Origin of the sequence: Cronobacter universalis NCTC 9529, from assembly GCF_001277175.1 — a bacterium.
Lineage (GTDB): Bacteria > Pseudomonadota > Gammaproteobacteria > Enterobacterales > Enterobacteriaceae > Cronobacter > Cronobacter universalis.
The window spans coordinates 1,831,790-1,856,809 of sequence record NZ_CP012257.1; the positions used below are offsets into that span (position 1 = coordinate 1,831,790).

The following is a 25,020-nucleotide window of genomic DNA, read 5'->3' on the forward strand; positions in this document are numbered from 1 at the left end:
GCGTGTGGGTCACCACTGTGAATAAGGATTTATAATGCCTGTTATTACGCTTCCTGATGGCAGCCAACGCCATTACGACCATGCTGTCAGCCCCATGGATGTTGCCCTGGATATCGGTCCGGGTCTCGCGAAAGCCTGTATCGCAGGCCGCGTGAATGGTGAGCTGGTGGACGCCCACGACAGTATCGAACAGGACGCTCAGCTCGCGATTATTACCGCGAAAGATGAAGACGGTCTGGAAATCATCCGTCACTCCTGTGCGCACCTGCTGGGTCATGCGATCAAACAGCTGTGGCCCCATACCAAAATGGCGATTGGCCCGGTTATCGACAACGGCTTCTATTACGATGTCGATCTCGACCACACCCTAACTCAGGAAGATATCGACGCCCTCGAAAAGCGTATGCACGAGCTGGCGGAGACCAATTACGACGTCATCAAGAAAAAAGTGAGCTGGCAGGAAGCCCGCGAAACGTTTGTGAAGCGTGGCGAGAACTACAAAGTCGCTATTCTTGATGAAAATATTGCCCGTGACGATAAACCGGGGCTGTACCACCACGAAGAATATGTGGATATGTGCCGCGGTCCGCACGTACCGAACATGCGCTTCTGCCATCACTTTAAGCTGATGAAAACCGCAGGCGCCTACTGGCGTGGCGACAGCAGCAACAAAATGCTGCAGCGTATCTACGGTACCGCCTGGGCGGATAAAAAAGCTCTGAATGCGTATCTGCAGCGTCTGGAAGAAGCCGCGAAGCGCGACCACCGTAAAATCGGCAAGCAGCTCGACCTGTATCATATGCAGGAAGAAGCGCCGGGTATGGTGTTCTGGCATAACGACGGCTGGACGATTTTCCGCGAGCTGGAAACGTTTGTTCGTTCAAAGCTTAAAGAGTACCAGTATCAGGAAGTTAAAGGTCCGTTCATGATGGACCGCGTGCTGTGGGAAAAAACCGGCCACTGGGATAACTATAAAGACGCGATGTTCACGACCTCTTCCGAGAACCGTGAATACTGCATCAAGCCGATGAACTGCCCGGGGCACGTGCAAATCTTTAATCAGGGTCTAAAATCATACCGCGACCTGCCATTGCGTATGGCGGAGTTCGGTAGCTGCCACCGTAACGAGCCTTCGGGCGCGCTGCATGGCCTGATGCGCGTACGCGGTTTCACGCAGGATGACGCCCATATCTTCTGTACGGAAGAGCAGGTGCGCGACGAAGTGAACGGCTGTATTCGCATGGTTTATGACATGTACAGCACCTTCGGCTTTGAAAAAATCGTCGTTAAGCTCTCCACGCGTCCGGAAAAACGCATCGGTACGGACGAAATGTGGGACCGCGCAGAAGCCGACCTTGCGGTGGCGCTGGAAGAGAACAATATCCCGTTTGAGTATCAGCCGGGTGAGGGCGCGTTTTATGGCCCGAAAATTGAGTTTACGCTCTATGATTGCCTGGACCGCGCATGGCAGTGTGGTACCGTACAGCTCGACTTCTCGCTCCCGTCGCGTCTGAGCGCGTCTTATGTGGGCGAAAACAACGAGCGTCAGGTGCCGGTGATGATTCACCGCGCGATTCTGGGCTCAATGGAACGTTTTATCGGTATCCTGACCGAAGAGTTCGCCGGGTTCTTCCCGACATGGCTTGCTCCGGTACAGGTCGTGGTGATGAATATCACCGATTCGCAGTCTGAATACGTTAACGAATTGACCCGTAAACTACAAAATGCTGGCATTCGTGTAAAAGCAGACTTGAGAAACGAGAAGATTGGCTTTAAAATCCGCGAGCATACATTACGTCGTGTCCCATACATGTTAGTTTGTGGCGATAAAGAGGTCGAAGCAGGCAAAGTGGCCGTTCGTACCCGCCGTGGTAAAGACCTCGGTAGCCTGGACGTTAACGACGTAATCGAAAAGCTGCAGCAAGAGATTCGCAGCCGCAGTCTTCAACAACTGGAGGAATAAGGTATTAAAGGCGGAAAACGAGTTCAAACGGCACGTCCGAATCGTATCAATGGCGAGATTCGCGCCCAGGAAGTTCGCTTAACAGGTCTGGAAGGCGAGCAGCTGGGAATTGTGAGTCTGAGAGAAGCTATCGAAAAGGCTGAAGAAGCTGGAGTAGATTTAGTTGAAATCAGCCCTAACGCCGAGCCGCCAGTTTGTCGTATCATGGACTACGGCAAGTTCCTTTATGAAAAGAGTAAGTCTTCTAAGGAACAGAAGAAGAAGCAAAAAGTTATCCAGGTTAAGGAAATCAAATTCCGTCCTGGTACAGATGAAGGCGACTATCAGGTAAAACTCCGCAGCCTGATTCGCTTTCTCGAAGAAGGCGATAAGGCCAAGATCACGCTCCGCTTCCGCGGTCGTGAGATGGCCCACCAGCAAATCGGTATGGAAGTGCTTAACCGCGTGAAAGACGATTTGCAAGAACTGGCAGTAGTCGAATCCTTCCCGACGAAGATCGAAGGCCGCCAGATGATTATGGTGCTCGCTCCTAAGAAGAAACAGTAAGGCCTTCAAGTAGCATTTTCTGTGGAGCCTTTGGGCTTCACAGATTTTGTTCGCCTACGTTTCGTTTAATTAACAATGCGAAGTGGATGTAATTAAGATGCCAAAAATTAAGACCGTACGCGGTGCTGCTAAGCGCTTCAAAAAAACCGGTAAAGGTGGTTTTAAGCACAAGCACGCTAACCTGCGTCATATTCTGACCAAAAAAGCGACCAAGCGTAAACGTCACCTGCGCCCGAAAGCCATGGTTTCCAAAGGCGATCTGGGTCTGGTAATCGCGTGCCTGCCGTACGCATAAGCCGTTTAACTTTTAACTTTTTTACAGAATAGAAACAGGAGAGCACTATGGCTCGCGTAAAACGTGGTGTGATTGCACGTGCACGTCATAAGAAAATTTTGAAACAAGCTAAAGGCTACTACGGTGCGCGTTCTCGCGTATACCGCGTTGCCTTCCAGGCTGTTATCAAAGCAGGTCAGTACGCTTACCGTGACCGTCGTCAACGTAAGCGTCAGTTCCGTCAGCTGTGGATTGCACGTATCAACGCAGCAGCACGTCAGAACGGTATTTCTTACAGCAAATTCATCAACGGCCTGAAAAAAGCCTCTGTTGAAATCGACCGTAAGATCCTGGCTGACATCGCCGTATTCGACAAAGTGGCATTCACTGCCCTGGTTGAAAAAGCGAAAGCAGCTCTGGCGTAAGCCAGTTGAAAGAGGGAGCGTGGCTCCCTCTTTTAATTTCTGCCATATCAATCTGTTGACATTTTTACTGGCGGGCCTTTCAATAGGGTAATTCGCCATTACGCCTCAGGGTAACGCAAGCATGAACGCTGCCATTTTCCGCTTCTTTTTTTACTTTAGCGCCTGAATCAGAGGGGCTTTGCGCGTAAGAAAAGAAACGGAAAATCAACGCCAGAAGCCTCCATCAGGAGGCTTTTTTTATATCTGCCATTTATGGGTCTGTTTCAAGTGGCAGGCGACATAAGGCGCCGCAGGCTTACGCGGCCGCGAGGCGTGTCACCTGAAACAGAAGAATAACAAGACAGAGTTCAACAAACCGGCGCAAGCGCCGAATAACGAGGAAAACCATGCCACATCTCGCAGATCTGGTTGCCAGTGCACAGGCGGCCATAACCAGCGCCCAGGATGTTGCCGCGTTAGATAACGTACGCGTCGAATATTTAGGGAAAAAAGGGCATCTGACCCTTCAGATGACCACCCTGCGCGAGCTGCCGCCGGAAGAGCGTCCGGCGGCGGGCGCGGTTATCAACGAAGCCAAAGAGCAGGTTCAGCAGGCGCTGAACGCCCGTAAAAATGAGCTGGAAAGCGCCGCGCTGAACGCCCGTCTGGCGGCAGAGACCATCGACGTTTCGCTCCCTGGTCGCCGCGTTGAGAATGGCGGTCTGCATCCGGTTACCCGTACCATCGATCGTATCGAAACGTTCTTCGGTAAGCTGGGTTTTACCGTGGCGACCGGCCCGGAAATTGAAGATGACTACCACAACTTCGACGCACTGAATATTCCGGGTCACCACCCGGCGCGTGCGGACCACGACACCTTCTGGTTCGACGCTACCCGTCTGCTGCGCACTCAAACTTCCGGCGTGCAGATCCGCACCATGAAAAACCAGCAGCCACCGATCCGCATCATCGCGCCGGGCCGTGTTTATCGTAACGACTACGATCAGACCCACACCCCGATGTTCCATCAGATGGAAGGGCTGATCGTCGATACCAATATCAGCTTTACCAACCTGAAAGGCACGCTGCACGACTTCCTGCGTAACTTCTTTGAAGAAGATCTGCAGATTCGTTTCCGTCCGTCCTACTTCCCGTTTACCGAGCCGTCCGCTGAAGTGGATGTCATGGGTAAAAACGGCAAGTGGCTGGAAGTGCTGGGCTGCGGCATGGTGCATCCGAACGTGCTGCGTAATGTCGGCATCGATCCGGAGGTTTACTCCGGCTTTGCGTTCGGTATGGGCATGGAGCGTCTTACCATGCTGCGCTACGGCGTGACCGATCTGCGCGCTTTCTTCGAAAACGATCTGCGTTTCCTCAAACAGTTTAAATAAGGGCAGGACAGAACAATGAAATTTAGCGAACTGTGGTTACGCGAGTGGGTAAATCCGGCCCTCGACAGCGAGGCGCTGGCGAATCAAATTACGATGGCGGGGCTCGAAGTGGACGGCGTCGAGCCGGTCGCGGGCGTGTTTCACGGCGTGGTCGTCGGTGAGGTCGTTGAATGCGGTCAGCACCCAAATGCCGACAAACTGCGCGTCACGAAAGTTAACGTCGGCGGCGATCGTCTGCTGGATATCGTCTGCGGCGCGCCGAACTGCCACCAGGGCCTGAAAGTGGCCGTGGCGACCGTTGGCGCGGTATTGCCGGGCGATTTTAAAATCAAAGCGGCGAAACTGCGCGGCGAGCCGTCCGAAGGGATGCTCTGCTCGTTCTCTGAGCTCGGCATCTCCGACGATCATAACGGCATTATCGAACTGCCGGCAGACGCGCCGATTGGCACCGATATCCGTGAATATCTGAAGCTTGACGATAACACTATCGAAATCAGCGTCACGCCGAACCGCGCTGACTGCCTCGGTATTATCGGTGTGGCGCGCGATGTCGCGGTGCTCAACGCCGAGCCGCTGAATGCGCCGGACATCGCGCCTGTCGCGGCCACCATCAACGATACGCTGCCGATTCAGGTCGATGCCGCAGACGCCTGCCCGCGCTATCTGGGCCGCGTCGTGAAAGGCATCGATGTGACCGCGCCGACGCCGCTGTGGATGCGTGAAAAACTGCGCCGCTGCGGCATTCGTTCTATCGATGCCGTCGTTGACGTCACTAACTACGTCCTGCTTGAGCTGGGCCAGCCGATGCACGCGTTCGATCTCGACCGTATCGACGGCGGCATTGTGGTGCGTATGGCGAAAGAGGGCGAAACGCTGACGCTGCTGGACGGCAACGACGCGACACTGAACGCCGATACGCTGGTGATTGCCGACCATCAGAAAGCGCTGGCGATGGGCGGTATTTTCGGCGGCGAACACTCCGGCGTTAACGGCGAAACCCGCAACGTGCTGCTGGAGTGCGCGTTCTTCGCGCCGCTCGCCATTACCGGCCGCGCGCGCCGTCACGGCCTGCATACCGACGCCTCTCACCGTTACGAGCGCGGCGTTGATCCGCAGTTGCAGTTCAAAGCGATGGAGCGCGCCACGCGCCTGCTGCTCGATATCTGCGGCGGTGAAGCGGGCCCGGTGATTGATGTTACCAGTGAAGCCCACCTGCCGACGCGCGAGACCATCACGCTGCGCCGCAGCAAACTCGATCGTCTGATCGGCCATCACATCGCGGATGCGCAGGTGACCGACATCCTTAAGCGCCTCGGTTGTGAAGTTACTGCAGGACAGGACGAATGGCAGGCGGTCGCGCCGTCATGGCGTTTTGACATCGCGATTGAAGAAGATCTGGTGGAAGAAGTGGCCCGCGTTTACGGCTACGACAACATTCCGAACGAGCCGGTGCAGGCCTCGCTGGTAATGGGCAACCACCGCGAAGCGGAGCTGTCGCTCAAGCGCGTAAAAACGCTGCTAAACGATCACGGCTTCCAGGAAGTGATCACCTACAGCTTCGTCGATCCGAAAGTGCAGCAACTGCTGCATCCGGGTGAAGAGGCGCTGATCCTGCCAAGCCCCATCTCCAGCGAAATGTCGGCGATGCGTCTGTCGCTGCTGGCCGGTCTGCTCACCACGGTCGTCTACAACCAGAACCGTCAGCAGAGCCGTGTGCGCATCTTTGAAACGGGGCTGCGCTTTGTGCCTGATACGCAGGCAGACCTCGGCATCCGCCAGGATCTTATGCTGGCAGGCGCGCTGTGCGGCAACCGTTATGAAGAACACTGGGATCTGGCGAAAGCCAGCGTTGACTTCTACGATTTGAAGGGGACGCTGGAGTCGGTTCTGGAACTTACCGGTAAATTATCTGAAATTGAGTTCCGTGCGGAAGCCATAACGGCCTTGCATCCCGGCCAAAGTGCTGCCATTTATTTAAAAGGCGAACGCATTGGTTTTATTGGCGTTGTGCATCCTGAGCTTGAGCGTAAGCTTGACCTCAATGGCCGTACGCTGGTGTTTGAGCTGCTCTGGAACAAGGTTTCCGAGCGTGCTTTACCGCAGGCGCAGGAGGTTTCCCGCTTCCCGGCGAACCGCCGCGACATCGCCGTTGTGGTGGCTGAAAACGTACCGGCAGCAGATATTTTGGCCGAGTGTAAGAAAGTTGGCGCAAATCAGGTAGTTGGCGTAAACTTATTTGACGTGTACCGCGGTAAGGGTGTTGCGGAGGGTTATAAGAGCCTTGCCATCAGCCTGATCCTTCAGGATACCGGCCGTACACTCGAAGAAGACGAGATTGCCGCTACTGTTGCGAAATGTGTAACGGCACTAAAAGAGCGATTCCAGGCATCATTGAGGGATTGAACCTATGGCGCTTACAAAAGCTGAAATGTCAGAATATCTGTTTGATAAGCTTGGGCTTAGCAAGCGGGATGCCAAAGAACTGGTAGAGCTGTTTTTCGAAGAGATCCGTCGCGCTCTGGAAAATGGCGAGCAGGTAAAACTCTCCGGTTTCGGTAATTTTGACCTGCGTGATAAGAACCAACGTCCCGGACGCAACCCGAAAACCGGTGAAGATATTCCCATTACGGCTCGCCGTGTGGTTACCTTCCGCCCGGGGCAGAAGTTGAAAAGTCGCGTAGAGAACGCTTCGCCGAAAGAAAGTTAATCTGACCTGACCAAAAAGGCCGCATCCCGCGGCCTTTTTTCTTTGCCCTGCGTAAAGCGAGCCGTAAAATCAAAGGCATGAAACCTCAACTGGCCTCACTTTCCCTCTGCATCCATACCCAACGCCGCCGCGAGCGACGCGTGCTGACGGGCCTTACGCTGGCGCTGCTGCTGGCAGTCATGGTAAGCCTCTGCGCGGGCGACCTCTGGCTCTGGCCTGCGGCGTGGTCCAGCGACGCAGGAAAGCTCTTCGTCTGGCAAATCAGGCTGCCGCGAACGCTCGCCGTCGTGCTGGTAGGCTCGGCGCTGGCGCTCTGCGGCACGATGATGCAGGCGCTGTTTGAAAACCCGCTCGCAGAACCAGGCCTGCTCGGCGTCTCCAACGGCGCGGGCGTGGGGCTGGTGGCGGCGGTCATGCTGGGCGGCGGCGTGCTGCCGGGCTGGTCGCTCGGGTTATGCGCCATCGCGGGGGCGCTTATCGCGACGCTTATCCTGCTGCACTTCGCGAGGCGTCATCTTTCCACCAGTCGTTTGCTGCTGGCGGGCGTCGCGCTCGGCATCGTCTGTAGCGCGCTCATGACCTGGGCCGTCTACTTTTCCACCAGTCTCGATCTGCGCCAGCTCATGTACTGGATGATGGGCGGTTTCAGCGGCGTCGACTGGCAGCAGGGCTGGCTGATGCTCGCGCTGCTTCCGCCGCTTGTCTGGGGCGGGATGCAGGCGAGGGCGCTCAATATGCTGGCGCTTGGCGAAACGTCCGCGCGCCAGCTTGGCCTGCCGGTCTGGCTGTGGCGTAACGTACTGGTTATCGCGACGGGCTGGCTTGCGGGCGTCAGCGTGGCGCTGGCGGGCGCGATTGGTTTTGTCGGCCTTGTGGTGCCGCATATGCTGCGTCTGTGCGGCATCGCCGACCACCGGGCTTTGCTGCCTGCCGCGATGCTGGCGGGCGGCGGGGTGTTGCTGGTGGCCGATATCACCGCACGCCTCACGCTTGCCGCCGCAGAGCTGCCGATTGGCGTGGTCACTGCCACCCTGGGCGCGCCGGTATTTATCTGGCTATTATTAAAGGCTGGACGCTAGTTCCATCACACTTTTCTTAAGGGGAAGCTATGCAACACGACATTCTGAATACCGAAGTGACCACCATTGACGGTGAAACCATTTCGCTTGAGCAGTACAGAGGCAAAGTCCTGCTGATCGTCAACGTCGCGTCAAAGTGCGGCCTGACCCCGCAATATGAGCAACTGGAAAATATTCATAAAGCCTGGGAGCCGTCCGGTTTCCGCGTGCTGGGCTTCCCCTGCAACCAGTTCCTGGGCCAGGAGCCGGGCAGCGAAGACGAGATCAAAACCTTCTGCAGCACCACTTACGGCGTGACGTTCCCGATGTTCAGCAAAATCGACGTCAACGGCGACAACCGCCATCCGCTGTATCAGAAGCTCATCGCCGCCGCGCCGAAAGCCGTCGCGCCGGAGCAGAGCGGTTTCTATGAGCGTATGGCGAGCAAAGGCCGCGCGCCGCTCTACCCGGACGACATCCTGTGGAATTTCGAAAAATTCCTCGTCGGACGCGACGGTCATGTGATCCAGCGCTTCTCGCCGGATATGACCCCGGAAGATCCGATTGTAATGGAAGCCATTAAGCTGGCGCTGGCGAAGTAATGACGCCTTTGATGCAACTGCGTGACGTGGCGGTGGGCGGCCGGCTTGGGCCGCTTAGCGCGACGCTTGAGGCGGGCGATATCGTCCATCTGGTCGGCCCCAACGGGGCGGGCAAAAGTACGCTGTTGCATCGTATGGCGGGCCTGTCTGATGGCGCAGGCGAGATCCTCTTTAACGGTAAAGCGCTTGATTCGCTGAGCGCGGCAACGCTGTCGCGCCAGCGGGCGTATCTGGCTCAGCAGCAGACGCCGCCGTTCGCCATGCCGGTGTGGCACTATCTGACGCTCCACGGCGGGGCGCAGTGCGCCGCCGCGCTGGAAGAGGTGACGTATGCCCTGATGCTTGACGACAAGCTGGCGCGTCCGGTTAACGCGCTCTCCGGCGGCGAATGGCAGCGCGTGCGCCTCGCCGCCGTTATCCTGCAGGTCCACCCGCGCAATCATGCCCACGGCAGACTGCTGATCCTGGACGAACCGATGAACAGCCTGGACGTCGCGCAGCAGGCCGCGCTCGACCGGCTGCTCTTTACGCTGCCGCAGGCGGGGATCGCGGTGGTGATGAGCAGTCACGATCTCAATCATACGCTGCGCCACGCGCACCGCGTCTGGCTTCTGCGCGAGGGCAAAATGCTCGCGCAGGGCGCGCGCGATGAGGTGATGACGCCGTCCCGGCTCGGCGAGGCTTACGGCGTGCCGTTTCGCCGTCTTCAGGTGGACGGCCACAGCCTGCTTATCAACGCGCTCTGAGCGCGACCATCTTGCCAGCCGGCGCGCTGGCGGCTACATTAGCGAAAAATCACAAGGCCAGAGGATTTGCCTGAAAAATGCGGCTATGGATCTTTCTTGTTGCGACGCTGCTGCTGGCGGGATGTAGCTCCCACCGCGCGCCGCCGCCAAACGCACGACTTTCCGACTCCATCACCGTGATCGCCGAACTCAACGACCAGCTTAACCACTGGTACGGCACGCCATACCGCTACGGGGGCATGAGCCGCGGCGGGGTGGATTGTTCCGGTTTTGTGATGATGACCTTTCGCGATCGCTTCTCGCTGAGGCTGCCGCGTGAAACCCGCCAGCAGGCGGAGATCGGCACTGAAATCGATAAAGACGAGCTGCTGCCTGGCGACTTAGTCTTTTTCAAAACCGGCTCCGGGCAAAACGGCCTGCACGTTGGCATCTACGACACCGATAACCAGTTTATCCACGCCTCCACCAGCCGCGGCGTAATGCGCTCCTCTCTGGATAACGTCTACTGGCGCAAGAAGTTCTGGCAGGCGCGCCGTATCTGATCCTCGCCCGCCGCGCCCGCGGCGGGACGCTCCTGTTTCTCCCGTTTCTGCTTTTTTTATAAGCATAATGAGAGCGCTCTCACAATGAGTCGCCTATAGTCTGCGCTACAGTCACTCCGAATTGAGAGCGCTCTCATTTAAACGTTACGCAACGGGGAATTCGCATGAATCAGGCAACGCGAGGCGCGCCATGAGTCTCTGTACCGGATTAATGGCGCTGGTTGAGCGCCGTATCGCGACGCTCGCCGGACGTATCGGGACCCAGCGGCATATTATCGCCATTCGCGATGGCTTCATCTGCGCCATGCCGTTTCTCATCATCGGCAGCGTCATGCTTATCATCGCCAATCCGCCGTTTGATCAGGCGACAACCTCAGCGTTCGGCAGGCTCTGGCTCGGCTTCGCCAACGCGCACTGGAACACTCTCACCATGCCGTTTTTCATGACGACGGGATTGATGAGCGTCTTTGTCTCCATCGGAACGGCGTATAGCCTCGCGAAATCGTACCAACTGGACGGGCTGATGGCCGGGCTGCTCTCCATGACGGCTTTTCTGCTTGCCGCCGCGCCGCAGGCCGATAACAAACTGTCGCTCGATTTCCTCGGCGGGCAGGGCGTGTTTATTGCGCTGTTATGCGCTATCTGGTCGGTGGAGCTGACGCGGCTGCTTAAAAAATATGGCATTACGCTGCGCCTGCCGGAGCAGGTGCCGCCCGCCATCGCGCGCTCGTTTGATCTGCTGCTGCCGATGACCGGCATTCTGCTCACCGTCTACCCGTTAAGCCTGGTCATGCAGAGCGAATTCCAGATGCTTATCCCGGCGGCGGTGATGCAGCTTTTCCAGCCGGTGATCGCCGCAGGCGACAGCCTGCCCGGGATTTTACTCTGCGTGCTGCTGGCGAATCTGCTCTGGTTTGCCGGTATCCACGGCGACAATCTGGTACAGGGGTTACTGAACCCGCTGTTTATGGCGAATATCGCCGCCAACGCGGCGCTGCTCTCCCAGGGCGCGCAGAACAACGGGAGAACCTCATGACCAAACAGGCTATCAAAATCGCCATCATCGGCGGCGGCAGCAGCTATACGCCGGAGCTGGTGGAAGGACTCATCGCCCGCAAAGAAAGCATCGCGCTGCATGAGCTCGCGCTGGTGGATGTCGAAGCGGGGCGCGAGAAAGTGGAGATCATCGCGGGCCTGACGCGGCGGATGCTCGACAAAAACGGCCTGGCGCATGTGCGCGTCACGGTGCATTTCACGCCCGATGAGGCGATTCGCGGCGCGCGGTTTGTCCTCACGCAACTGCGCGTCGGCCAGCTCCCGGCGCGCGCCGCCGACGAGCGGCTCGGACTGAAATATGGGCTGATAGGCCAGGAGACCACCGGCGTCGGCGGCTTTGCCAAAGCGCTGCGCACCATTCCGGTGTTGCTCGATATCGCCCGTAAGGTAGAGGCGCTGGCGCCGGACGCCTGGATAATTAACTTTACCAACCCGGCGGCGATTGTCACTGAGGCGGTCCAGCGCCACAGCCGGGCGAAAATCATCGGGCTGTGTAATGTCCCCGTCACCATGCACCATATGATCGCCGCCATGCTCGGCGCGCCGTCGCAGGAGGTCGCGCTGCGGTTTGCGGGACTCAACCATATGGTGTGGGTGCATCAGGTGACGGTGCGCGGCGAGGACCGCACGCAGGAGGTGCTCGATAAGCTGTGCGACGGGGCGACGCTCACCATGAACAATATTCAGGAAGCCCCGTGGCCTGCGCCGCTGCTGCGCGCGCTCGGCGCCATTCCGTGCCCGTACCACCGCTATTTCTACTTAAGCCGTCAGATGCTGGAAGAAGAAGTGGAGGCGGCGCGCGGCCGCGGTACCCGCGCCGAACAGGTGATGGCCGTTGAGCGCGAACTCTTCGGGCTTTACAGCGATCCGCACCTGGCGCAGAAGCCGGAGCAGCTCAGTTTTCGCGGCGGCGCGTTCTATTCGCAGGTGGCGCTGGAGCTTATCGACGCCATTCATAACAACCGCGGCGCGACGCTTGTGGTCAACACCGCCAACCGCGGGGCTATTCACGGACTGCCGGACGACGCCGTGGTGGAAACCAACTGCGTAGTGGACGCGCAGGGCGCGCATCCGCTGGTGTTCGGCGCGCTGCCGCCGGCGATGCACGCCTTAACGGTGCAGGTGAAAACGTATGAGCGGCTCACCATCCAGGCGGCGGTGGAGGGTTGCCGCGACAGCGGCCTGCTGGCGCTCGTAACCAACCCGCTGGTGGGCGACGCGACGCTTGCCGAATCGCTGCTTGATGAAGTGCTGACCCTTAATCACGACTACCTGCCGCAATTCCGGGGATAAGCTCACCCGGCGGGAAAATTTCGGGTACTATCAGGTGGCCTCGCAGATGAAAGGGATCGCCTGATGGTTACTCTGGAAGATGTCGCCGCCCATGCGGGCGTGTCCCGCGCCACGGTTTCGCGCGTGGTGAATGGCGACAGTAAAGTTAAATCACAAACCCGCGCGCGCGTCGAAGCGGCGATTCAGGCGCTCGGGTACTCGCCTAACCCGGCGGCGCGCGCGCTGGCCTCCAGTCAGAGCCACACCATCGGGCTCGTTACCACCTCTTACCGCGGCGGCTTTTTCGGCGCGCTGATGGATACCGTACAGAGCGAGGCGCAGCGCCACGGCAAACAGCTGCTGGTGACGCAGGGGCGCGATAGCGCGCAAAACGAACGTGACGCCATCAGCCAGCTCTACAATCTGCGCTGCGATGGCCTGCTGCTGCACCTCCGTATGCTGGAAGACGACGCGCTGCGCGAGATGGCGGCGGCGGGGCGGCGCTTTATCATACTGGACCGCGACGTGCCGGGGCTGGAATCGCGCTGCGTCACGTTTGATCATCATGGCGCGAGCGCGCTTGCCACCCGTTATTTTCTGACGCGCGGCCACACGGCGATTGCCTGCCTTCACGGCCCGCTGTCGCGCGCCTCCAGCCAGTTGAGGTTGCAGGGCTTTCTTGATGCGATGAAAGCGGCAGGCCTGACGCCGGTGGCCTGTCTGGAAGGCGATTACTCGCTGCAGGGCGGCTATCTGCAAATGCAAACGCTGCTTGAGCGTACCCGTCCGACCGCCATTTACTGCTGTAATGAGGAGATGGCCGTGGGCGCGATGCTGGCGATTAATGAAAAAGGTTTAAGGATCCCGCACGATATTTCCTGTATCTGTTATGACAGCGGCGAGCGCGCCGATTTTGTTCGTCCACGTCTGACCAGCGTTCACTTTCCTATTACGGAAATGGCGCGTTACGGCGCAAGAAAATTACTGGAAGAAGAAACTGAGCGGCAAATATTCACGCCAAAAATGGTGGAGCGTGATTCTGTAAAGGATCTGACTAACGCTGGTATCAAATGAAATACCAGGATAAGCTCTTTCTGTAAGGAGTAATCTGAAATTGATGCCGAAACGGCAGGATAAATAGTTTAACAGAATCAACCTGGTTGCACGTAGTAGTGACTTAATCCAGTATAGCGGGTTCCTATTAATAACGCGCAGGGCAGACAATATGATTGTTTCGCTCGATACACGGTATCAGTCTTATATGCTGTTCGCCCCGATCGCCCATACCTCCGGGGGGCTGATGGGCATGGAAGTTATTGCCCATTTTACGAGCCTGAATGCACAGGTTCGCTTTCCGACGGAATTCATTATCCCGCGAATTAATCCTGAAGAAAGATTAATGCTTTTTTACGAAAAAATAAGTTTGCTTGAAAAGTGGCGTGAGGCATTTATAAAAAATTCACTTTTCGCCGTCGTAAACATTGATCATAAGATCGCCAGCGCCATTTTATCCAGTCCAACATTACGGGCCCGTCTCGCGCAATTACCGTTTCTTGAGTTAGGTATTAATGAGAATTTTCCTGAACTTAATAAAGGTAAAGAAAATAAAACGATGTTTTCGCTGTCGCGTTATTTTCCATTAATGCTGAGCAACTTTGGCGCCGGGGCCGCAACGGGGCGGGCGATTTTCGACGGGCTGTTCCGTCGCGTGACGCTGGATAAAACGTTCGTGCAGAAACGCCGCGCGGGCGGGATGTTTGAGCCTTTTATGTATGCGATCGCCAATCAGGTCGGGCCCTGCTGCCAGACGCTGATCCTGCCTGGCGTCGATAATGACGAGGCATTACTGGAGGCGCGCCGCCTCGGCTTTAATGGCGCACAGGGCACGCTGTGGCCCGCTATGGATGGCGAAACCCTCGTTCTGACGCTCGCCATGGCGCAATAACCTTAAACCTGCACCGTGTTTAACGCCTCCATAACGCACTACACTTAGTGCAGGAGGAGCCATGAGCCAACATCCCCGTTTTACCGCCACCTGGCGCGATGAACTGCCAGGTTTTTATACTGAACTGACGCCCACGCCGCTGAACAACAGCCGTCTGCTGTGGCATAACGCGCCGCTGGCGCAGGCGCTGGAGCTCCCGGAAACGCTGTTTGACTATCAGGGCCCCGCAGGCGTCTGGGGCGGCGAAACGCTGCTGCCGGGCATGGCGCCGCTGGCGCAGGTGTACAGCGGCCACCAGTTTGGCGTCTGGGCGGGCCAGCTCGGCGACGGGCGCGGCATTCTGCTCGGCGAACAACAACTCAGCGACGGCCGCAAGCTGGACTGGCATCTGAAAGGCGCGGGCCTCACGCCCTATTCGCGAATGGGTGACGGCCGCGCGGTGCTGCGCTCCACGGTGCGCGAATTTCTCGCCTCGGAAGCGATGCACGGGCTTGGCATTCCCACCACCCGCGCGCTCAGTATCGTTACCAGCGACACCCCGGTGCGACGTGAAACCACAGAGCGCGGCGCGATGCTGATGCGCATCGCCGAAAGCCATGTGCGTTTCGGCCATTTCGAACACTTTTACTACCGCCGTGAACCGGAGCGCGTGCGTGAGCTGGCGCAGTACGTTATCGATCATCACTTCGCGCATCTGGCGCAGGAGGAAGATCGTTTCGCCCTCTGGTTTGGCGAGGTGGTGACGCGCACCGCGCACCTGATGGCGAGCTGGCAGTGCGTCGGTTTCGCGCACGGCGTGATGAACACCGATAACATGTCGATCCTCGGGCTGACGATGGATTACGGTCCTTACGGTTTTCTCGACGATTATCAGCCGGGTTTTATCTGCAACCATACGGATTACCAGGGGCGTTACGCGTTCGACAATCAGCCGGGCGTCGGGCTGTGGAACCTGCAACGTCTGGCGCAGGCGCTCTCGCCGATTATTCCGGCCGAGCGGCTTAACGCGCTGCTGGATGACTATCAGCCCGTACTGCTGCGCGAGTGGGGCCGCCAGATGCGCGCTAAGCTTGGCTTCACCGTCGAAAAAGAGGGCGACAACGACTATCTGCACGAGCTGCTCACCCTGATGGCGCGCGAAGGGAGCGACTACACGCGTACCTTCCGGATGTTGAGCGAGACCGAGCAGCGCTCGTCCGCCTCGCCGCTGCGCGATGAGTTTATCGACCGCGCCACGTTCGACGCCTGGTTTGCCCGCTACCGCGCGCGGCTGGAAGAAGAGGGCGTTGACGATGACGCGCGCCAGCGGCTGATGAAATCCGTCAACCCGGCGCTGGTGCTGCGCAACTGGCTGGCGCAGCGCGCCATCGAGGCGGCGGAGCGCGACGACGCGAGCGAGCTGTCGCGGCTGCTGGAGGCGTTGCGCTATCCCTTCGCCGACCGCGACGATGACTATACCCATCGCCCGCCGGACTGGGGCAAACGTCTGGAAGTGAGCTGTTCAAGCTAAGCGCTTAACGCAGGCGCGTAAAAAAGGGAAACCGCGGGTTTCCCTTTTTATTATGGATGCAGGAACACTACTCAGAGACGGCTTTCCACCGCCCGGGCGAGCCGCTCCAGCAGCGTTTCGCTGTCATCCCAGCCGAGGCACGGATCGGTAATCGACTGGCCGTAGGTCAGCGGCGTGCCGGGCGTAATTTTCTGGGTGCCTTCCACAATAAAGCTTTCCACCATCACGCCTGCGATCGCCGTTGACCCCGCGCGGATCTGCCCGCAAATATCGTCGCAAACGTCGAGCTGACGGCGGTGCTGTTTCTGGCAGTTGCCGTGGCTGAAATCCACCACCAGCCGCTCCGGCAGGTTAAATTCCCGCAGGGCCTCGCAGGCCTCGTTAAGGGCCGCGGCATGATAGTTCGGCGTTTTGCCGCCGCGCATAATGATATGCCCGTAAGGGTTGCCGCTGGTCTGGTAAATGGTCATCCGGCCATGTTTATCGGGCGAGAGAAACATATGGCTGGTGCGCGCCGCGCGAATGGCATCCACCGCGATACGCGTATTGCCGTCGGTGCCGTTTTTGAAGCCCACCGGACACGAGAGCGCGGAGGCCATTTCGCGGTGGATCTGGCTCTCGGTGGTGCGCGCGCCGATGGCGCCCCAGCTGATGAGATCGGAAATATACTGGCCCACTACCATATCGAGAAACTCGGTGGCGGTCGGGACCCCCAGCGCGTTCACCTCCAGCAGCAGACGGCGCGCCTGTTCAATACCGTGATTGACGCGGTAGCTGCCGTTGAGATCCGGATCGGAAATCAGCCCTTTCCAGCCCACCACGGTGCGCGGTTTTTCAAAATAGGTACGCATCACGATTTCCAGGCGGGAATCGTATTTCTCCCGCAGCCGCGCCAGACGGCGGGCGTAATCAATGGCCGCTTGTGGATCGTGAATCGAACAGGGGCCGATAACCACCAGCAGACGCGGGTCATCGCCGTTAAGGATTTTTTCAATACGGCGGCGGGCGTCAAGCACATGGCCTGCGACCGCCGGCGTCACGGGGTAGCGTTCTGCGAGTTCCGCCGGGGTAATCAGGCTGTCGATGCGCGCAGTACGAAGTTCATCGGTTTTAATCATGGGTGTCTCAAAATCTGTTGCTTCATCGGCATCAGCGCCGGAAGTGATGGGCATCACGATAAACCAATCCGCCCTGAATACAAGGCTCTTAAAAGATTCACCGGGCCAGGTGATGCAACCCTAACACAGACTTTTGCACCTTTGTACTAGTTTATCAGTACATGCGGCGATTGAGCCCCATGATGTCGAGGATTTTGGTGGCGATCTCTTCCACCGAATAGTTCGTGCTGTTGAGATAGCGGATCTGATGTTTACGGTAAAGCGCTTCCACTTCGGCGACTTCCATCCGGCACTGGCGCATCGAGGCGTAGCGGCTGTTTTCGCGCCGCTCTTCGCGGATCGCCGCCAGCCGCTCCGGATTAATCGTGAGCCCAAACAGCTTATGCTGGAACGGGCGCAGCGCCGCCGGGAGATTCAGGTTATCCATATCATCGGCGATAAAGGGATAGTTGGCGGCCCGGATGCCGAACTGCATCGCGAGATAGAGACTGGTGGGCGTTTTGCCGCAGCGCGAGACGCCAAGCAGGATCACCTGCGCCTGATCGAGATTGCGCATCGAAATACCGTCGTCGTGCGCGAGGGTGTAATCAATCGCCGCGATGCGCGCGTCATACTTAATCAGATTGGCGGGGTTCAGGCCGTGGGTGCGGTGGGCGACCGGCGTCGGGTCGAGCCGGAGTTCTTGCTGAAGCGGCGCGACCAGCGCCTGAACGATATCCTGGCAGAACCCCTGGCTTTGCAGAATAATCTCGCGCACCTCAGGCAGCACGATGGAGTAGAACACCAGCGGGCGCACGCCGGTCTGCTGATAGATGGCGTCGATCTGCTCTTTCACCGCTCTGGCGCGGCTTTCGTTTTCCACAAACGGCAGGGTAATGCTGTTGATGCTGACCGGAAATTGCGACATCACCGCATGGCCTAATACTTCCGCGGTGATAGCGGTTCCATCGGAAATATAAAAAACCTGGCGATCGACAACATTATCCATTGTATCCGTCCTTAATTCAGGTTGAGTATCATCTTAAGCATAAAATAATGCACAGGCAGAGAGCATGGCACTTCTCTCATTTTTAATAATGAAACGCTGTTTTTATTTTCAGTGAAAGCCACGTTTCGCTTTCTAAATATCACTGTAAATCATAGCTCGCCAGAGTAAGCCAGCCTAATCAAGCAGTTACCCAATCCGGAATTTATCTGAAAATTTGAAATTTTCAATTTGCTTGAACGATTCACCGTTTTTCCCGCAGCGTTTTCTATGCCAGGCTAAAACGGCTGTCAGGTGTTTCTTAATTCCGTTCATATCATAAAAGGATTGCTTCGATGTCCAACAATGGCTCGTCATCGCTCATACTTTGGTATAACCAGCTCGGCATGAATGATGTAGACAGAGTTGGGGGCAAAAACGCCTCCCTCGGTGAAATGATTACTAACCTGTCCGGTATGGGCGTCTCTGTGCCTAACGGGTTTGCGACCACCGCCGTGGCGTTTAATCAGTTCCTCGAAAGCCGTGGCGTTAACCAGCGTATCTATGAGCTGCTGGATAAAACCGATATCGACGACGTGACTGAACTGGCGAAAGCCGGCGCGCAGATCCGCCAGTGGATTATCGACACCCCTTTCCAGCCGGAGCTGGAGCAGGCGATCCGCGAAGCCTATGAGCAGCTCTCCGCCGATGACGCCGACGCCTCCTTTGCGGTGCGCTCGTCCGCCACCGCTGAAGATATGCCGGACGCTTCCTTCGCGGGCCAGCAGGAAACCTTCCTGAACGTGCAGGGCATCGATGCGGTCATGGTGGCGGTGAAACATGTGTTCGCCTCGCTGTTTAACGACCGCGCCATCTCTTACCGCGTGCATCAGGGATACGATCACCGCGGCGTCGCGCTCTCGGCGGGCGTGCAGCGCATGGTGCGCTCCGATCTCGCCGCCTCCGGCGTGATGTTCTCCATCGACACCGAATCCGGCTTCGATCAGGTGGTGTTTATCACCGCCGCCTACGGTCTTGGCGAGATGGTGGTGCAGGGCGCGGTCAACCCTGACGAATTCTACGTGCATAAACCGGGTCTGGCGGAAGGGCGCCCGGCGATCGTGCGCCGCACCATGGGCTCGAAAAAAATCCGTATGGTGTATGCCGATACCCAGGAGCATGGCAAGCAGGTGCGCATCGAAGATGTGCCGCAGGCTGAACGCGACCGTTTCTGCATCACGCCGGAAGAAGTGCAGGAGCTGGCGAAACAGGCCGTACAGATTGAGAAACACTATGGCCGCCCGATGGATATCGAGTGGGCTAAAGACGGGCACACCGGCAAGCTGTTTATCGTGCAGGCGCGCCCGGAAACCGTGCGTTCGCGCGGCCAGGTGATGGAGCGCTACACGCTGCATTCCCAGGGCAAAGTCGTGGCCGAAGGCCGCGCCATCGGCCATCGCATCGGCGCGGGCACCGTGAAGGTGATCCACGACATCAGCGAGATGAACCGCATTCAGCCGGGCGATGTGCTGGTCACCGACATGACCGACCCGGACTGGGAACCGATCATGAAAAAAGCGGCGGCGATTGTCACCAACCGCGGCGGGCGTACCTGTCACGCGGCGATCATCGCCCGCGAGCTGGGCATTCCGGCGGTGGTCGGCTGCGGCGACGCCACTGAGCGCATTAAAGATGACGAAAAAGTGACGGTTTCCTGCGCCGAAGGGGATACCGGCTACGTCTATGCCGATCTTCTCGATTTCAGCGTGAAAAGCTCCAGCGTTGATACGATGCCGGATCTGCCGCTGAAAGTGATGATGAACGTCGGCAACCCGGACCGCGCCTTTGACTTCGCCTGCCTGCCGAATGAAGGCGTGGGCCTGGCGCGTCTTGAATTTATCATTAACCGCATGATCGGCGTGCACCCCCGCGCGCTGCTGGAGTTTGACCAGCAGGAGCCGACGCTGCAAAACCAGATCCGCGAGATGATGAAAGGCTTCGACAGCCCGGTGGAGTTCTACGTGGGACGTCTGACGGAAGGCATCGCGACGCTTGGCGCGGCGTTCTGGCCGAAGCGCGTGATTGTGCGTCTGTCCGACTTTAAATCTAACGAATACGCCAACCTGGTGGGCGGCGAGCGTTACGAGCCGCATGAAGAGAACCCGATGCTCGGCTTCCGCGGCGCGGGCCGCTATGTCGCCGACAGCTTCCGCGACTGCTTCGCGCTGGAGTGTGAGGCGGTGAAACGCGTGCGCAACGAGATGGGCCTCACCAACGTGGAAATCATGATCCCGTTTGTGCGTACCGTGGATCAGGCGAAAGCGGTAGTGGACGAACTGGCGCGCCAGGGGCTGAAGCGCGGCGAGAACGGGCTGAAAGTCATTATGATGTGCGAAATCCCGTCCAACGCCCTGCTGGCAGAGCAGTTCCTTGAGCACTTCGACGGCTTCTCGATTGGCTCTAACGACATGACGCAGCTCGCGCTCGGCCTCGACCGCGACTCCGGCGTAGTCTCTGAGCTTTTCGATGAGCGCAACGACGCCGTCAAAGCGCTGCTGTCGATGGCGATCCGCGCCGCGAAAAAGCAGGGCAAATATGTCGGCATCTGCGGTCAGGGCCCGTCGGATCACGAGGATTTCGCCGCCTGGTTAATGGAAGAGGGGATCGATTCGCTCTCGCTGAACCCGGATACCGTGGTGCAGACCTGGCTGAGTCTGGCCGAGCTTAAGAAATAACTGCGATATATTTTAAAAACCCGCCTGATGGCGGGTTTTTTATTTGTAACAGGTAATTTGCACCACATCACAAATACGGGAAAAAGCAAAAAATCATAAACTGGCTGTGGATTTCTGCAATTGTTGGGGGGCGGCGCGTTCACAATACTTAGGCCTGATATCGCACCCGTGGTTTGCGTGCGAGAAACACGCTTTCTAACGTTGATAAGGCCAATAATAATGAACCTCACCTCTGCTCTTACGACAAAAGATAAAATAGGATACGGCTTAGGCGATATGGCGAGCGCGCTGGTCTGGCAAACCGCCACGCTATTTCTCGCGTATTTCTATACCGATGTTTTCGGCCTGCCCGCCGCGATTATGGGCACTATGTTTTTACTGGTCAGGGCGGTGGACGCGTTTGTCGACCCCTGTATCGGCGCGCTGGTGGATCGCACCCGCACCCGCTATGGACGCTTTCGCCCGTGGCTGCTCTGGTTCGCCATTCCATTTGGCGTCAGTTGCCTGATCACCTTCTACGTGCCGCAGGCAGGCGAAACCACCAAAATTGTTTACGCCTGCGTCACTTACAGCCTGCTGAGCCTCGTCTATTCCGCCATTAACGTCCCGTATTGCGCCATGCCAGGCTCGCTGACGATGGACCCGCGCGAGCGCCACTCCCTGCAATCCTGGCGCTTCGGACTGTCGTTTATCGGCGGGCTTATCGTCACCGTTATCGCGCTGCCGATGGTCGACTGGCTCGGCAGCGGCAACGCCCAGAAAGGCTATTTCTACGCCATGGGGCTGATGGGATTGCTGGGCGTGGTGCTCTTTTTCTGCTGTTTTTTCATGACCCGCGAACGCTATCTGCCGGTGAATGACGCCGGTAGCTCAATGCTGAAAGATTTAAAACTGCTGGCAGGCAACAGCCAGTGGCGCATCATATTCCTGTTCAATATTTTATTATTAACCGCGGTGGTGACGCGCGGTTCAGCGACGATGTATTACGTGAAGTATGTTCTGCTGCGTCCGGACCTGGTGTTTGTATTTATTGTCTCCGGCATGGTGGCGAATCTTACCGGTGCGTTATTATCGGAGCGCCTGCTCGGGAAATATGACCGGGTGCGTTCTTACCAGTGGATGATTATTAGCTTCGTGGTTCTTGCCGCGCTGATCTTCTTTATTCCCCCCACCGCCGTCTGGTTAATTTTCGCCATCAATATTGTCTTTAGCTTTATTCAGAACCTGACCACGCCGTTGCAGTGGACCATGTTTTCCGACGTGGTGGATTACGAAGAGCACCGCAGCGGGCGCCGCCTCGACGGCCTGGTGTTCTCCACCGCGCTGTTCGCCATCAAGCTGGGCCTGGCGCTCGGCGGCGCAGTGGTCGGCTGGATCCTTGGCATGGTTGACTACCTGCCAAACCAGGCGACCCAGAGCGCCAGCGTGCTGACCACCATTAACGCGCTGTTTACGCTCATCCCGTGCGCGCTCTTTTTACTGATGGCGCTGCTGCTCTGCTTCTATCAGCTCAGCAGCCGCCGCGTGGCCGCCATCGCCGCGGAGCTGGTGCAAAAACGCCAGTTACGTGAAGACACCCCTTCTCTCAAGCCTGCCATTCAGGAGTAACTGATGACAATCTATAAGGACCCAACCCGTCCGGTGGCTGAACGCGTCGCCGATTTGCTTGCCCGTATGACGCCGGAGGAGAAATTCGCCCAGATGCACGCTTACTGGCTGGTGTTGTCGCCGGATGGCGATCACCGCGAGCGTACCGACCTGAGCGATGAGTTTTCCGGGGCCACCCAGCAGGCGGCCCTGGCGGAGCGGCTGAAGCGCGGCGCAGGACAGATAACCCGCCCGCTCGGCACCCATATTGTCGCCCCCCGCGAAGGCGTGCGCGCCGCTAACCGACTACAACGGATGCTGGTGGAAGAGACCCGGCTTGGCATTCCCGCCATGTTCCATGAAGAGTGCCTGGTGGGACTGTTGTGTAAAGACGCGACGCTGTTCCCGTCGTCGCTCAACTACGGATCGACCTGGGACCCGGAGCTGGTGGAGCAGGCCGCGCAGGCGATAGGCCAGGAGGCGCGCGCCGTCGGCTGCCATCAGGGGCTGGCGCCGGTACTGGACGTATCCCGCGACATGCGCTGGGGCCGCACGGAAGAGACCTTCGGCGAAGATCCGTGGCTGGTGGGCCTGATGGCGACGCGCTACGTAAAAGGACTACAGGGGCCGCATCGCGATCTGCTGGCGACGCTGAAACACTATGTCGGCCACTCGTTTAGCGAGGGCGCGCGCAACCATGCGCCGGTGCATCTGGGGTATTGCGAGCTTAGCGACACTTTCCTGCTGCCGTTTGAGATGGCGGTAAAGCTGGCGCACGCAGGATCGGTGATGCCCGCTTACCACGATATCGACAACGTGCCGACGCACGCGGACGATTTCCTCCTCACTAAAGTGCTGCGCGAACAGTGGGGCTTCGACGGCATTATTGTCGCCGACTACGGCGGCGTGAGCCTGCTGCATCAGCATCACGGCGTGGCGCAGGATGCCGCGCACTCGGCGGCGCTCGCCTTTAACGCCGGCCTGGATATCGAGCTGCCGAAAGATGACTGCGCGCGCCATCTGGCGCAGGCGCTGGAGCGCGGGCTGATAACGATGGACAAAGTGGATGAGATTGTCGCGCGCGTGCTGGCGGAGAAATTCCGTCTCGGGCTGTTTGAACATCCTTATGCCGATGAGAACGACATCGTGCTGCAAAGCGATGATACGCGCCGCATCGCCCGCGAGGTGGCGGCGCGATCCCTGACGCTGCTTGAAAACAACGGCGTGTTGCCGCTCCGGGGCGCGCCGCGCGTGGCGGTTGTCGGGCCGACGGCGGACGATCCGCTGGCGCTGCTGAGCGGCTACAGTTTCCCGGTGCATCTCATTATCAGCGACATGCTGGAGCAGACCAGCCAGGTGACGACGCCGCTGGCGGCGCTGCGCGAACAGCCCGGCATCGCGCTGACGGGTTATGCTAAAGGATGCCATATCATTGAAAAACGCATGGCGGGCGCGCCGGTCTTCCCCGGCGACAGCGGCGAAAAACCGATGCAGCAGTCGCCGGTCTCAGATGACGTATCGCTGATCCCGGAGGCGGTGCGGCTCGCCACCGAAAGCGACGTGGTGCTGGCGTTTGTCGGCGATCTTTCGGGGCTCTTCCAGAGCGGCACCGTGGGCGAAGGTTCCGACACCGACAGCCTGCAACTGCCGGGCGTTCAGCAACAGCTACTGGAAGCGCTGGTGGAGACCGGCAAGCCGGTAGTGGTCGTGATGACCGGCGGGCGGCCTTATCACCTGGGCGGGCTGGAGTCGCATGTGGCGGCGTGGGTGATGGCCTGGGCGCCAGGGCAGGAGGGCGGCCACGCGATTGCGGATCTCTTAACCGGTAAGCGCGAACCGCAGGGCAGGCTGGTGGTGTCGGTGCCGAAAAGCGCCGGCGCGATGCCTTACTACTACAACCACAAGCTCAAGAGCGGCGGCACGCCTTACGCGTTTCACTTCGGCTCGCGCTACCCGTTCGGCTACGGCAAAACCTGGACGACGTTCCGCTATGGCGAGCTGGAAATCGCGCAGGCGCGCGTGCCGATGCACGGCGACGTTGAGGCATCCGTCACCGTGATCAACAGCGGCGCGCAGCCGGGCAGCGAGGTGGTGCAGCTCTATGTGCGCGATAAAGTGGCGTCGCTGGTGCGGCCGGTGCAGGAGCTGAAAGCCTTCGGGCGGGTCTCGCTTGCGCCTGGCGAGCGCGCGCGCGTCACGTTCCGCATCCCTGTCGATATGCTCAATTTCACGAGCCGCGACGGCGTTCGCATCGTTGAGCCAGGCGAGTTTGAAATCCGCGTCGGCGCCAACAGCGGCGATATTCGCAGCCGCGGCACTGTGACAGTGGAAGGCGAAACGCACGAGCTCGGAAATAACTGGCGCATGCTGAGCGAGTGTTATATCGAGCAATAATTAATCAACAGCAGAATAAAAAAAAGCCCATCGTGGGAGATGGGCAAAGACTACACACAGCAATTCGTTGTTTCACTCAGGGGATTTCCATGTTTATAAATCAAGGCGTTGATTTATAACCGTGGATTAATAGTAGGCTTATCCATTTTTAGCGTCGATCAGATTCGTCTCAATAGTTCAGCGTTAATGAATTATTAAAGACTCAA

21 protein-coding genes, 1 other RNA gene, 1 pseudogene and 1 other annotated feature are annotated in these 25,020 nt (G+C 58.2%); of the genes and pseudogenes, 20 read left to right on the forward strand and 3 right to left on the reverse strand.

Features of this window, described 5'->3' with window-relative positions:
• The first annotated feature begins 34 nt into the window (after positions 1-34).
• The 17 genes and pseudogenes from thrS to selO all read left to right on the forward strand — a co-directional run bounded on the left by thrS (position 35) and on the right by selO (position 16,016).
• Positions 35-1,963: a threonine--tRNA ligase gene (gene thrS, locus AFK65_RS08405; protein ID WP_007696742.1), complete on the forward strand. Its 1,929-nt coding sequence runs from the start codon at positions 35-37 to the stop codon at positions 1,961-1,963.
• A 3-nt stretch (positions 1,964-1,966) separates the two neighbouring features.
• A complete protein-coding gene (gene infC, locus AFK65_RS08410) occupies positions 1,967-2,509 on the forward strand; it encodes a translation initiation factor IF-3 (RefSeq protein WP_012905609.1) in 543 nt (180 codons plus the stop codon).
• A gap of 97 nt (positions 2,510-2,606) precedes the next feature.
• Complete coding sequence (gene rpmI / locus AFK65_RS08415; protein WP_001124225.1) at positions 2,607-2,804, forward strand: 50S ribosomal protein L35; 198 nt, start codon at positions 2,607-2,609, stop codon at positions 2,802-2,804.
• Between the two features lie 47 nt (positions 2,805-2,851).
• Positions 2,852-3,208 (forward strand): 50S ribosomal protein L20, encoded by a 357-nt coding sequence (rplT, locus tag AFK65_RS08420; protein WP_000124850.1) that lies wholly within the window; start codon positions 2,852-2,854, stop codon positions 3,206-3,208.
• Positions 3,209-3,324: 116 nt separating this feature from the next.
• Positions 3,325-3,449 (forward strand) — a sequence feature (Phe leader region).
• Positions 3,330-3,374: a pheST operon leader peptide PheM gene (pheM, locus tag AFK65_RS22005; protein ID WP_106120997.1), complete on the forward strand. Its 45-nt coding sequence runs from the start codon at positions 3,330-3,332 to the stop codon at positions 3,372-3,374. (Overlaps the previous feature by 45 nt.)
• A 145-nt stretch (positions 3,450-3,594) precedes the next feature.
• On the forward strand, positions 3,595-4,578 hold the full coding sequence (gene pheS / locus AFK65_RS08425; protein ID WP_038857359.1) for a phenylalanine--tRNA ligase subunit alpha: 984 nt from the start codon (positions 3,595-3,597) through the stop codon (positions 4,576-4,578).
• 15 nt (positions 4,579-4,593) lie between these two features.
• On the forward strand, positions 4,594-6,981 hold the full coding sequence (pheT, locus tag AFK65_RS08430; protein ID WP_007696748.1) for a phenylalanine--tRNA ligase subunit beta: 2,388 nt from the start codon (positions 4,594-4,596) through the stop codon (positions 6,979-6,981).
• Between the two features lie 4 nt (positions 6,982-6,985).
• Positions 6,986-7,285, forward strand: a complete 300-nt coding sequence (ihfA, locus tag AFK65_RS08435) for an integration host factor subunit alpha (RefSeq protein ID WP_007676383.1) — start codon at positions 6,986-6,988, stop codon at positions 7,283-7,285.
• 77 nt (positions 7,286-7,362) lie between these two features.
• Complete coding sequence (gene btuC / locus AFK65_RS08440) at positions 7,363-8,364, forward strand: vitamin B12 ABC transporter permease BtuC (RefSeq protein WP_007696751.1); 1,002 nt, start codon at positions 7,363-7,365, stop codon at positions 8,362-8,364.
• Positions 8,365-8,393: 29 nt separating this feature from the next.
• Complete coding sequence (locus AFK65_RS08445) at positions 8,394-8,945, forward strand: glutathione peroxidase (RefSeq protein WP_007696753.1); 552 nt, start codon at positions 8,394-8,396, stop codon at positions 8,943-8,945.
• A complete protein-coding gene (btuD, locus tag AFK65_RS08450; protein WP_007696756.1) occupies positions 8,945-9,691 on the forward strand; it encodes a vitamin B12 ABC transporter ATP-binding protein BtuD in 747 nt (248 codons plus the stop codon). The genes AFK65_RS08445 and btuD overlap by 1 nt, the downstream gene beginning before the upstream one ends.
• 77 nt (positions 9,692-9,768) lie before the next feature.
• On the forward strand, positions 9,769-10,233 hold the full coding sequence (locus AFK65_RS08455) for an NlpC/P60 family protein (RefSeq protein ID WP_038857358.1): 465 nt from the start codon (positions 9,769-9,771) through the stop codon (positions 10,231-10,233).
• Between the two features lie 190 nt (positions 10,234-10,423).
• Positions 10,424-11,248: pseudogene (locus tag AFK65_RS08460) on the forward strand (PTS transporter subunit EIIC); the annotation flags it as partial.
• Positions 11,249-11,265: 17 nt separating this feature from the next.
• Entirely contained in the window at positions 11,266-12,582 is a 1,317-nt protein-coding gene (locus AFK65_RS08465) for a 6-phospho-beta-glucosidase (RefSeq protein WP_038857357.1), read from the forward strand.
• Between the two features lie 63 nt (positions 12,583-12,645).
• Complete coding sequence (locus tag AFK65_RS08470) at positions 12,646-13,635, forward strand: LacI family DNA-binding transcriptional regulator (protein ID WP_038857356.1); 990 nt, start codon at positions 12,646-12,648, stop codon at positions 13,633-13,635.
• Positions 13,636-13,786: 151 nt separating this feature from the next.
• Positions 13,787-14,506 (forward strand): EAL domain-containing protein, encoded by a 720-nt coding sequence (locus AFK65_RS08475; protein WP_007696766.1) that lies wholly within the window; start codon positions 13,787-13,789, stop codon positions 14,504-14,506.
• 61 nt (positions 14,507-14,567) lie between these two features.
• A complete protein-coding gene (gene selO / locus AFK65_RS08480) occupies positions 14,568-16,016 on the forward strand; it encodes a protein adenylyltransferase SelO (protein WP_007696768.1) in 1,449 nt (482 codons plus the stop codon).
• Between the two features lie 71 nt (positions 16,017-16,087).
• Here selO and AFK65_RS08485 read toward each other — a convergent pair whose 3' ends face one another.
• Both AFK65_RS08485 and ppsR read right to left on the reverse strand, forming a co-directional pair.
• On the reverse strand, positions 16,088-17,134 hold the full coding sequence (locus tag AFK65_RS08485; RefSeq protein ID WP_032804540.1) for a 3-deoxy-7-phosphoheptulonate synthase: 1,047 nt from the start codon (positions 17,132-17,134) through the stop codon (positions 16,088-16,090).
• A 154-nt stretch (positions 17,135-17,288) separates the two neighbouring features.
• Entirely contained in the window at positions 17,289-18,122 is an 834-nt protein-coding gene (gene ppsR / locus AFK65_RS08490) for a posphoenolpyruvate synthetase regulatory kinase/phosphorylase PpsR (protein WP_007696771.1), read from the reverse strand.
• 332 nt (positions 18,123-18,454) lie between these two features.
• Here ppsR and ppsA point away from each other — a divergent pair, with 332 nt between their 5' ends.
• From ppsA to AFK65_RS08505, 3 genes are all read left to right on the forward strand, one after another.
• Positions 18,455-20,833: a phosphoenolpyruvate synthase gene (ppsA, locus tag AFK65_RS08495; RefSeq protein ID WP_007696783.1), complete on the forward strand. Its 2,379-nt coding sequence runs from the start codon at positions 18,455-18,457 to the stop codon at positions 20,831-20,833.
• Positions 20,834-21,052: 219 nt separating this feature from the next.
• Positions 21,053-22,441 carry an MFS transporter gene (locus AFK65_RS08500; protein WP_007696795.1) on the forward strand — a complete coding sequence of 463 codons (1,389 nt, stop codon included), beginning with the start codon at positions 21,053-21,055 and terminating at the stop codon, positions 22,439-22,441.
• Between the two features lie 3 nt (positions 22,442-22,444).
• Positions 22,445-24,814 carry a glycoside hydrolase family 3 N-terminal domain-containing protein gene (locus tag AFK65_RS08505; protein WP_007696797.1) on the forward strand — a complete coding sequence of 790 codons (2,370 nt, stop codon included), beginning with the start codon at positions 22,445-22,447 and terminating at the stop codon, positions 24,812-24,814.
• Positions 24,815-24,829: 15 nt separating this feature from the next.
• On the opposite strand, the gene rprA is transcribed toward AFK65_RS08505, so the two are convergent.
• Positions 24,830-24,937: antisense sRNA RprA (rprA, locus tag AFK65_RS20915), an RNA gene on the reverse strand.
• Positions 24,938-25,020 lie beyond the last annotated feature (83 nt).